The following is a 10,752-nucleotide window of genomic DNA, read 5'->3' as shown; positions in this document are numbered from 1 at the left end:
CTGTTGTCAGATCAAAGCAGCCGGGACAGCATGTGGCCGGCCAATACCGCCGCCAATCCCAGGATCAAACTGATGCCCACATTTCCAAAAGAGGCCAGCCATTGTCCCTCTTTGGCCAGGTTGAAGGTTTCCAGGCCAAATGTGGAAAAGGTGGTGAAGCTGCCAAGGATGCCCACAAAGAGAAACGCCCGCAGCTCCGGAGAAAAAAGCTGGCGGTTCTCCATGAGCCCCCCCCCGATACCGATCAGCAGGCAGCCGGCGACATTGACCGTCATGGTTCCCACCGGAAAGGATTCAGTTTTGGCCAGTGTGTGCACCCCCCCGGCCACGAGGTAGCGAAGGATGGCGCCGACACACCCACCCAGGCCGATAGCGACGAATTTCAGCATTGCAGACTCCTGCGGCTCGCATGGAATGGAAATTACCCCAACCAGGGACGCGTTCGAACAGCCGGTGTTAAATCATGATTCATGCATAGAGAATAAGCATCAAGACTTCAATCTTTTTCTCCGGCCGCCAGGCTGCTTAAATTCGGACCGGCAAGTTTTTCTAAGTATATTATTCTTGACACCCTCAAAAATAGAGAATATTTTTATGCACAATAAGGAATAATTAAGAATGATTGACGATATTAGTCTAAAAATTCTGAAGATTCTGCAGAAAAAAGCGCGCATTCCCAACGTGGAGGTCGCCCGCCAGGTGGGCATGGCTCCCTCGGCGGTCCTGGAGCGCATCCGCAAACTGGAGAAGATGGGCCTTATCGATGGCTATGAAGTCCGGCTCAACCCCGAACGCTTCGGGAAAAGCCAGGTGGCCTTCATCCACGTCCGCATCAATGGCAAGGGAGAGGCGCATGGTCTGGTGGACACCCTGGCAGCCATTGCCCAGGTTCAGGAAATCCATTACGTGGCCGGCCGGGACAGTTATCTTTTAAAAGTGCGAGAGACCGACACCAGGGCGCTGGGGCGTCTAGTGAGAGAGCGGATTGCACCGCTGAAAGGGGTAGTCTCGACCAGCACCACCATTGTCATGAACACATTCAAAGAGACGGCCAGGATCCCCATCGACGATCAGGATTTGATACGCTGATCGGTCCACCCATCTCGCAACACGCTGACGAGGTATTTTATGATTCGCATCAACCACCATTACCTGAAGCTGAAGGCCTCCTACCTGTTTTCCGATATCGCCAAGCGGGTGGCCGCCCACCAGCAGCGTCATCCCGACCCGGCTGTGATTCGACTGGGCATCGGCGACGTGACCCGCGCACTGCCCGAGGCCTGTATTTCCGCCTTTCACCAAGCCGTTGATGAGATGGCCGCCGACGTCAGCTTCCGCGGATACGGCCCGGAACAGGGTTATGACTTCCTGCGGGAAGCCATCGCCGAAAACGATTTCAAGTCCCGAGGGGCGGACATCCGTGCCGAGGAGATCTTCGTCAGCGACGGCGCCAAGTGCGATACCGGTAATATTCAGGAAATCTTTGACGCCGGCACCCGAATCGCCATTCCCGACCCGGTCTACCCCGTTTACCTGGACACCAATGTGATGGCCGGCCGCACGGGGTCCTATCGCAACGGGCGATATGACGGTATCGTCTATCTGGACGGCCACGCGGAAAACGGTTTCATCCCCGGCCTGCCCACCGAGCCGGTGGACCTGATCTATCTGTGTTTTCCCAACAACCCCACCGGCGCCACCATCACCGCCGATCAACTCAAGGAATGGGTAGACTATGCGACGGCCAACCAGGCCATCATCCTCTACGATGCCGCATACGAAGCCTTTATCCGGGACGACGCCCTGCCCCACTCCATTTACGAAATCGAGGGGGCCCGTCAGGTGGCCATCGAATTCAGGAGCTTTTCGAAGACAGCCGGCTTCACCGGCACCCGGTGCGCCTATACGGTCGTTCCCACTACCTTGAAGGCGTTTTCCGCAACCGGTGAGGCTCATTCGGTGCACAGCCTGTGGAGTCGACGCCACAGCACCAAATTCAACGGGGTTTCATACCCGGTGCAGCGAGCCGCGGAAGCGGTTTACAGCGATGTCGGCAAGCGCCAGGTGGCCGAACTCATCGACTACTACATGGCCAATGCCCACTTGATCCGCCAAGAGATGCAAGCCTTAGGCTACTCCTGCATCGGCGGTGAAAATTCACCCTACATCTGGGTGTCGACGGAAAAAGATTCCTGGGCCTTTTTCGATATGCTGCTGGAAAAAGCCGGCGTGGTTTGTACGCCGGGAGCCGGTTTCGGCACCTGCGGTGAAGGCCACATCCGGATCAGTGCATTCAACAGCCATGAAAATGTAAACCTGGCCATGACCCGCATCCGTCAAGCCCTGGCGTCCTGAGGAACTGCCCCATGCCCATGTCAAAAGCATTTGAGAACCGGCTTTACCCCCTGTTGAAAGAGATCGTCGATCACTTCGGCACACCTTTTCACATCTATGATGAAGCCGGTATCCGGTCGACCGGGCACCGGCTTAAGCAATGCTTTGGCAGCATTCCCGGCTTCAGGGAGTACTATGCGGTAAAGGCCCTGCCCAATCCTGCCATCCTTGCCATTATGGCCGACATGGGCTTCGGCTTCGACTGCAGTTCGGTGGCCGAACTGGTTTTGAGCCGCCGGGTGGGCGGCACCGGCGAAGACCTGATGTTCACCTCCAACAATACCACCCGCCAGGAATTTGCCGTGGCCATGGCCGATGGGGGAAGCATCGTTAATCTGGATGACATATCGCTGGTCGGCAAGCTCCCCGCCATGCCCGGCCTGATCAGCTTCCGCTACAACCCCGGCGAGCGGCGATCTGGAAATGCCATCATTGGAACGCCGGTGGAAGCAAAATACGGGGTGAGCCATGAGCAGCTGGTCGATGCCTATCAAGCGGCTCGAGACCGAGGAGCCAGGCGATTCGGGTTGCATACCATGCTGGCGTCGAACGAGCGGGATCATACCTACATGGTACAAACGGCCGCCATGCTGCTGGAACAGGTGGAGCGAATCGGCACGGCGCTGAACATTCGGTTCGAGTTCATCAACATGGGCGGCGGCCTGGGAATCCCTTACCGGCCCGCCGACACCCCGCTGGACCTGGAGGCCATGGCCCGGGCCATCACGGTCGCGTTCAACGCCTTTTCCCGGCAAAACGGTTACATGCCCAAGCTATACATGGAAAGCGGCCGCTTCATGACCGGCCCGCACGGCGCACTGGTAGCCACCGCCATCAACCGCAAGGAGATCTACCGCACCTACGTGGGGCTGGACGCCTGCATGTCATCCCTCATGCGCCCGGGCATGTACAATGCCTACCACCACGTCACCGTTCCCGGCAAGACCGTGGATGCAACGAAGGTCGTGGATGTGGTGGGGTCCCTATGCGAAAACAACGATAAATTCGCCATCCAGCGGCCCCTTCCCCCCATCGCTGAAGGCGACCCTGTGGTGATTCACGACACCGGTGCCCACGGCCACGCCATGGGTTTTAACTATAATGGAAAACTCCGTCCCAAAGAACTGCTGCTCAAGTTGGATGGCACGGTCGAGTTGATCCGCCGGGAGGAGCGCCTGGACGATTATTTTGCAACCCTTTCGTTCACCCCCGACGCGCTGCCTGCAAAGACGCGGTCGACGACCCGCCGGTTGGCTAACTGAGGGTGATCGTTTACCCCAAGGATGCAAAAGCTGTCCTTTATTGAACCTTCCCCGCAGCATGCATCTGAAATTACAGAATCTGGCTAAAGTCGCTCAGCGGCCCGACCGATAATTCTGAATAGAAACGTGCCCGATCTTTACTTCACCGTTTTTTCCATATACTGTCTTGAAATGGCAGGCCTGGTGTCACCCTTTTTCGGTAAACGGTCGAAGGGCTATTCCGATTTGCATTCACGATGATATCCCAATGCAAGCTCGATCCTGATTGAATCGTTCATCTAAAACATCGTTGACTAATTTTTACAGGGCTGGTTTATATCTGACAGCATAACAAAGGAGACCACATGGATGATTTTTTGCACAATCTGAGAAGTGGAAAACTGAAGCAAGACCGGGGCAGGCGAGATTACACGGACTACAAGGGGCCCCAGCGACGCGCGGGAAACGAGCGAAGAAAACCGGATTACTATGCCAAGGTGACCGGTGAGAACTTCGCCTTGGTCAAAGACAGCCTCGACGCACTGGCAGACCACCAGAAACGCATTGCCGAGGCTTTGGCCGCCAGAAAAAAAACAGACGCCCGCATCGCCGACGCGCTGGAAACCATTGCTGCCATGCTGGGGCGCCATTGGGGGTATGAGAAAGATCAGCCCCGCGCCAGTGAAACCATCGAAGCAGATCCGGAATCGAACGGGGATGCAACGGACAGCATCGACCCGGGAGCGGTCGTGGACGGGTTTGCCGGCATCGGCACCGGCAACCGAAAGATCAGCGACAATGACAAACCCCGACTGTTGGGTGTCATCACTGCCATGCGGGCCGACGGCGACAGCTGGGAGAAAATCGCCCGCCAAATGGACGAGCGGGCCATCCCCACCGTGTCAGGCAAAGGAAAATGGCGCGGGCCGGCAGTAAAAAAGTTCTGGGAGGTCCAATCTGACGCCACCTGATCCTGGCCTCCGTCTACACGCGTCACCCCCGCTATTCAACGGGTGGCATCCAATTGGATATTATCCACTGAACGACGGCGCGCCTGTTACGAAGGGTTCCGATACCAGGCCAGGGTGTCGAGCAACCCCTGGCGAAGCGCCATCTGGGGCCTGAAACCCAATGCTTGGCGAATTTGACCGATATCGGAGACAGACTCACGGATGTCGCCTGCTCGAGGCGGATCGAAAACCGGATCGAGCTTTACGTTGGAAAGCCCGCCAATCAATTTCCACAGGTCGATGATGCGGATCATCACACCGGTGCCCACGTTGAACACCCGACCGGCTGCAGACGCCTCGGTGGCAGCCAGCAGATTGGCGCGAACCACATCCTTGACGTAGACAAAATCCCGGGACTGGCCGCCGTCACCGTATATGGTCGGCGCGTCGCCGGCAGTCGCCTTGTTCATGAAAATGGAGATCACCCCGGAATAGGGAGACGATGGATCCTGTCGGGGACCGAACACATTGAAATACCTCAGGCATACCGTTTCCAGCCCATACAGCCCTTTGAAAGCCGAGGCGTAAAATTCTCCGGTGAGTTTTTGCACCGCATAAGGGCTCAGGGGTTTAGGTGCCATGTCTTCGGTTTTGGGCATACGGGGGTCGTCGCCGTAAACCGCACTGGAACTGGCCATGACCACCCGCCGCACGCCGCTTCGCCGGGAGGCATCCAGGACCCGGACCGTCCCCAGGTCGTTGACCTCGCAGGAGTGGGAAGGATCCAGGACGGATTGTGAGACCGACACCACCGCTGCCTGGTGAAACACCACGTCGCACCCCTTGACCACCTGATCCAACAACCCGGCATCCCGGATGTCCCCTTCGACAAACTCGATTCGGTCTCCCCAATGATCGATATGGTGGCGGTGGCCGGTGGAGAGGTTGTCCAGCACCGTCACCCGGCATCCGTTGGCCACCAGTTCATCAACCAGGTGAGAACCAATGAAACCGGCGCCACCGGTCACCAGTGCATGACTGATTTTTTCCATTTTAAAACGATCCTTTCCTTGGCACGCGTTCCCCGCAAAAAAGGCGCTTGCCATGATCCCGGCCCTTGAGCTAAGAAGAAAAGTAAACTCAGCATGCGGAGTCTGTGAACGCCGACGTCAACCCATCGCCATGAAACCACGCCAACCCATCGTCTGCCGAAAATGCGAATTTTATTATGTCACCTGGGATACCCGCAGGCCCCACGGCTGTCGGGCCATGAATTTTAAAAGCAGGCGCCCCCCCAGCCTCGTCGTCCGCCAGAGCTCGGGGCAGGATTGCCTGCACTACAGCCCCAAAGCCGAGAGAGACGGCACGGGTGCGTGACCCGGGTCACCTCCATAAACGCCATGTTGTCTTAACGTTGAACGCCGAACATCGAATTGGGATGTCGCTATGCGCCACCATTTATTTTGATTGGGGCATACAAACTGGGCGATGATGCCACAAGACGATGTCAAAAGCAACGGGCGCCCCACCCTCGATGCCCACGCCGCTTCACTTGACGAAGCACCTGGCTGTTATTATTTTGTATTGCCTTATGTATCGATCCAACCACTCACCATGGATGAGGAAAGACATGCCAACGCCGCATATTCAACTCAAGCTGTTCGCCGCCCTGAGCCCCCTGTCGCCCGAAAATTCGGACCGTGTGCCCATCCAACCGGGCATCTCCGTCAGGGAGATGCTGGACCGGTTGGACATTCCTACGGTCAAGGCCCATTTGATCTTCATCAATGGCATCAAACAAACCCTTGAAACCCGGCTGAGCGGCGGTGAGCGCGTGGGCATCTTCCCGCCGGTGGCGGGTGGGTAATCCATGAAAAATACGCTTGCGCACCGACTCGACACCCTGGCCCTGAACACCACGCTGGCTGATGGCACCCCTTGCCGGTCAATTGCGGCGGCAGAAGTGATTCGCCTGGCGGACGAGGCAGGTGTCACCGGGCGGACGGTTGAACTGGCCGCCTTGAGCCAGCACATCCTTCCGGATCGTTACCTTCGCAACATGAAGACCCTTTGCGAAGCCGATCAGATCAGGCTGCTCGAATCGACCGTCTGCATCGTGGGGTTGGGAGGGTTGGGGGGCACGGTGACGGAGACGTTGGCCCGCATGGGAATCGGTCGGTTTTGCCTGGTCGACGGGGACGTGTTTGAAGCGCATAACCTCAACCGCCAGCTGTTGAGCGGTGTCGACGGCATCGGCATGCCGAAAGTGGACGCCGCAGTCTTGCGCGTGAAGACGATCAACCCCGGTCTTGAGGTGGTCGCCGCCTCAGCTTTCCTGACGCCGGAAAATGCGGACAGCTTGCTGGGTTCATGCGACCTCGCGGTGGACTGCCTGGATACCATCCACGCCCGGTTCACCCTCGAGGCTGCGGCCAAGCGTGCCGGCATTCCCATGGTTTCCGCTGCCGTCGCCGGTATGGCCGGCCACGTGACCACCATCTTTCCCGAGGACAGCGGGCTCGAAGCCATCTATGGGCCCGAAGATCAACTCAAGACGACCAAGGGCGCGGAAACCCGATTGGGCTGCCTGTCGCCGGGGGTCAATCTCATCGCCTCCCTGGAGTGCGCCGAGGTCCTCAAAGTGCTGCTTCAAAACGAAAACACCCTCAAGAACAAATTACTGGTGGTTGATCTGGCCGATTACACGGTTGAGACCCTCCAGCTTTCTTGAGCACCCCTTCCATTCCCCCTTTTCCTAAGATGGCCTTGACGTGCTCGCCGGAAAATGTTGACGGATTCGTAAAAGCGGCTGTTTACGACGTCCTCAATTTTAACGCATCGCACGTTGTCTGCCTACGATCTCCCCTCAACAATTGACAAGATTTCCCCGACTAAGCTACTCTCTACCAATTTTGGAGCAGCCGGCAAATAGTCTTTGGGCAAGAAACCATCTTTACCCATCATCCGAAACCTGTCTGAAAAAGGCTGATTATCCAGATGGCGGCAGCACGATTCGATAGCTGGCTGATATTGGTCTTTATTTCGCGCATCGCACTGTATGCGAACTTCATGGTATATGCTGCCTGTCTGCCGATACTTCTCAACGAATGGGATATGTCGGCCACCCAGGCCGGAAGCATCTCATCGGCTTTTATGTTTGGCTACGCCGCGTCTCTTTTCGTGTTCGCCTGGCTCTCCGATCATTTTGGGGCAAAGCGATTATTTCTTCTCTCTGCTGTTCTGAGCGCAATATCGGCTCTGGGATTCGGCTTTTTTGCACATTCCTACCGCTCTGGTCTATTATTGTACGCCATTGCCGCAGCCACACAAGGCGGCCTCTATACGCCGGCAATCATGCTGTTCTCTGAACGCTACGACAGGTCAAGACGTGGTGCCGCGATCGGATTTCTGATTGCGAGCACCTCCGTTGGATATGCGTTTTCCCTGGTTGTGTCAGGAATATGCCTGGCTTGGGGGGGATACCGGGCCGCTTTCATCGTAACCGGGTGTCTGCCCTTAATTGGCTTAATCTTTACTTGTTATGCATTGAGGAAAACCCCCAATCACATCCATTCACGCACCGAGCGCCGTCGCGTAACGGCTATTTTTCGGCGCAACCGCAACGCGCGCCTGTTGATCGCTGGATATACTTTCCATTGCTGGGAACTGTTGGGCATGTGGTCATGGACACCGGCTTTCTTTGCTGCAATGATAACCATCTCTGGAAAAAATTTCGGAGAAACAGCCCAGTTCGGTGCCTATCTTGTGGCTTCCATGCATCTCATTGGCGCGCTGGCATCAGTATCGACGGGTCGCCTTGCGGACTTATTGGGCAGGCGAATCGTACTGATCCAGGTTGCGGCGATCGGCACCGGGTTGTCGTTGGTGATCGGCTGGCTGACTGCCTGGCCCATTACGATCCTGGTGACGATAGGGTTCGTTTACTATTTTTTCGCCATCGGCGATTCACCGGTACTGTCTACCGCACTGACCGAGGCAGTGGAGCCGAGCCACCTCGGGTCCATCCTCGCCGTCCGGTCCCTGTTTGGCTTCGGCGCGGGAGGTATTGCGCCAATAATTTTCGGTGCGACGCTGGATCTAACCAATCCACCTGGCACCACGCCTGAAACGTGGGGCTGGGCGTTCACGGTCCTTGGGGTTGGCGGCCTGACGGCTACCCTATGTGCCATCTATTACCGCGAAGATAGACAACAGAGGTCGGCCACAAAAAATAAAGCATAGGTGTGTTTTTTGAGCCTGGGTATATCGGCGGATAGTGACATCCAGCCGCGACCTCTTCCGGCTTGCCGTCCTCATCCATAGGCTTGAAACGCCGCAACAGCCTGATTGCTCACGCCTCAATCTTCCAGCAGAACAACTTTTTTGGGCTTGATGCCATGTTTTGTCATACGGTATTGGAGGGTCGAGCGTGGGACACCCAAGAGGCGAGCGGCCCCTTTTTGACCACCAATGACCCCCTTGCACGCAATCAGGGCCTGTTTGATGGAATGGCGTTCGGACTCCGCCAGGGTGGGAAGATGCGCTTCGGGTGTTTCGTCACACATATCTTTTAGGTCGATCATTTTTTTAACGTCCTCGATGCTGACGCTACCGCCAGAGTTGAGGATAATCATACGCTTGACAAGATTCTTCAACTCGCGAACATTGCCCGGCCAATGGTAATCAGCCAATAAATCAAGCGCCGATTGGCTATAGGTCGGAGCGATTTGGTGAATGAGATCGGCTTCTATGCGGTTGATCTTGTCAATCAACAGGGGGATATCTTTCTTCCGCTCACGTAGCGCAGGCACATGCACACGGATGACATTCAACCGGTAGTAGAGATCCTTTCTTAACTTTCCCTTTTGTATGCTCTCTTCGGGATCCCTGTTGGTCGCGGCAATTAACCGGAAATCGACAACGATTGGCCGATTGCCTCCGACACGTTCGAAGCGCTGTTCCTGCAACACCTGTAAAAGCTTGGCCTGCAGACCAGCCGGCAATTCACCGATTTCATCGAGAAAAACCGTTCCTTTATCAGCCATTTCGAAGCGCCCGATGCGTTGCGTATCGGCTCCGGTGAAAGATCCTTTGGCGTGGCCAAACAATTCACTCTCGAACAATGTCGAAGAGATCGCCGGGCAGTTGACTTTAATGAACATGTGCCTTCTGCGGTGGCTGATATGATGAATGTATCGCGCCAAGTAGTCTTTGCCAGTTCCGGTTTCCCCGGTAATTAATACCGGAGCATCGATCTCTGCAACGCGATTGACCAAATTCATGATCTCGGACATTTCGGGTGAAATGTGGTAGAAGTTTTCCGGCTTATATTCTTCTAAAGAGCCAATCAAATACTGCTTTTCACTTTCCAGATGTTTTTTCTCATCCTTCAGCCTTTCATAGGCGATCAGATTGTCTACCGCAATGGCAACCTGTTTGGATACCTCGGCCAACAATCGCGATAATTCGGACAGATTGGCGGGTCGGTCTTTAAAAGAAAAGTGAAGTGTTCCCAGTACGTTTCTGCGTACAATCAGCGGAAAGGCCATCGTTGAGGTCAAGCCGGCCTTCATCAGCTGTTGAATGATGGATAGGCTTGAGTACTTTCTCAGGTCATCGATGATAACCGGATTTTTTGATTGGATGGCCATATTGGCAATTGAACCCTTCAACGGCCGTTGCTCCATGTTCGAGATGATACCATTGCCAACGCCTTTAACTTTGGTGAAATATTGTAGTGTCTGGGTTTTTTGATCAAAAAGATTGATGCTCAGACGGTCGAAGGGAAAATGTTTGCTCAATTCCGCAGAAAGTGCATTGAAAAAGCCCTGATTGGTTTTATTAAAGATCACGGCATTGGTAATTTCAAGTAGTATTTGGTGTCGTGTGGCTAAATCACATTTCATTTGACCTCCTGGGTGAAAACGCAATCGTTCGGCTAACGGATCGTGTTGGTGATTTGACAACTTCGCCCTTTAATGTTTTAATTCTTTATCCCCACAGTGTAAAGACCAATATTGGGCACATCGATTATTATTCGGCACCATTTTTTCGGCGCAAAAACAGGCAACAAAAAAAAGTTATTTAAAAATAAGCGCTTATTTCAGACGATTTATTTGGCACTCTCTTTGCTGAGAACTAAAACAAATTGAATGAGCTTGTGTTTT

At 55.0% G+C, this 10,752-nt stretch carries 11 protein-coding genes; 8 read left to right on the top strand and 3 right to left on the bottom strand.

Annotated features, from left to right (window positions below):
* Nucleotides 1-11 precede the first annotated feature (11 nt).
* Nucleotides 12-389 (bottom strand): fluoride efflux transporter CrcB, encoded by a 378-nt coding sequence (gene crcB / locus ABYV26_RS12470; protein WP_372681450.1) that lies wholly within the window; start codon nt 387-389, stop codon nt 12-14.
* A 229-nt stretch (nt 390-618) separates the two neighbouring features.
* On the opposite strand from crcB, the gene ABYV26_RS12465 reads away from it, so the two are divergent.
* From ABYV26_RS12465 to ABYV26_RS12450, 4 genes are all read left to right on the top strand, one after another.
* Nucleotides 619-1,089: an Lrp/AsnC family transcriptional regulator gene (locus tag ABYV26_RS12465; protein ID WP_372681448.1), complete on the top strand. Its 471-nt coding sequence runs from the start codon at nt 619-621 to the stop codon at nt 1,087-1,089.
* A 39-nt stretch (nt 1,090-1,128) separates the two neighbouring features.
* On the top strand, nt 1,129-2,355 hold the full coding sequence (locus ABYV26_RS12460; RefSeq protein WP_372681447.1) for an LL-diaminopimelate aminotransferase: 1,227 nt from the start codon (nt 1,129-1,131) through the stop codon (nt 2,353-2,355).
* Nucleotides 2,356-2,372: 17 nt separating this feature from the next.
* Nucleotides 2,373-3,656, top strand: coding sequence for a diaminopimelate decarboxylase (locus tag ABYV26_RS12455; RefSeq protein ID WP_372681445.1), 1,284 nt, complete (start codon nt 2,373-2,375; stop codon nt 3,654-3,656).
* Between the two features lie 344 nt (nt 3,657-4,000).
* Nucleotides 4,001-4,606 carry a hypothetical protein gene (locus ABYV26_RS12450; protein WP_372681443.1) on the top strand — a complete coding sequence of 202 codons (606 nt, stop codon included), beginning with the start codon at nt 4,001-4,003 and terminating at the stop codon, nt 4,604-4,606.
* A gap of 86 nt (nt 4,607-4,692) precedes the next feature.
* Here ABYV26_RS12450 and ABYV26_RS12445 read toward each other — a convergent pair whose 3' ends face one another.
* Entirely contained in the window at nt 4,693-5,637 is a 945-nt protein-coding gene (locus ABYV26_RS12445) for an SDR family oxidoreductase (RefSeq protein ID WP_372681441.1), read from the bottom strand.
* Nucleotides 5,638-5,767: 130 nt separating this feature from the next.
* Here ABYV26_RS12445 and ABYV26_RS12440 point away from each other — a divergent pair, with 130 nt between their 5' ends.
* From ABYV26_RS12440 to ABYV26_RS12425, 4 genes are all read left to right on the top strand, one after another.
* On the top strand, nt 5,768-5,962 hold the full coding sequence (locus ABYV26_RS12440) for a uracil-DNA glycosylase (protein ID WP_372681439.1): 195 nt from the start codon (nt 5,768-5,770) through the stop codon (nt 5,960-5,962).
* A 253-nt stretch (nt 5,963-6,215) separates the two neighbouring features.
* Nucleotides 6,216-6,452: a MoaD/ThiS family protein gene (locus tag ABYV26_RS12435; RefSeq protein ID WP_372681438.1), complete on the top strand. Its 237-nt coding sequence runs from the start codon at nt 6,216-6,218 to the stop codon at nt 6,450-6,452.
* A gap of 3 nt (nt 6,453-6,455) precedes the next feature.
* Nucleotides 6,456-7,316, top strand: a complete 861-nt coding sequence (locus ABYV26_RS12430) for a ThiF family adenylyltransferase (RefSeq protein WP_372681436.1) — start codon at nt 6,456-6,458, stop codon at nt 7,314-7,316.
* Nucleotides 7,317-7,582: 266 nt separating this feature from the next.
* Entirely contained in the window at nt 7,583-8,827 is a 1,245-nt protein-coding gene (locus tag ABYV26_RS12425) for an MFS transporter (protein WP_372681434.1), read from the top strand.
* Between the two features lie 116 nt (nt 8,828-8,943).
* Here ABYV26_RS12425 and ABYV26_RS12420 read toward each other — a convergent pair whose 3' ends face one another.
* Nucleotides 8,944-10,491, bottom strand: a complete 1,548-nt coding sequence (locus tag ABYV26_RS12420) for a sigma 54-interacting transcriptional regulator (RefSeq protein WP_372681432.1) — start codon at nt 10,489-10,491, stop codon at nt 8,944-8,946.
* Nucleotides 10,492-10,752: the final 261 nt, after the last annotated feature.

The organism is Desulfosarcina sp. (assembly GCF_041551955.1).
Classification (GTDB): Bacteria; Desulfobacterota; Desulfobacteria; order Desulfobacterales; family Desulfosarcinaceae; genus Desulfosarcina.
Note: the sequence above shows the minus strand (reverse complement) of the source record. Positions and strands in the feature narration are given on the sequence as shown.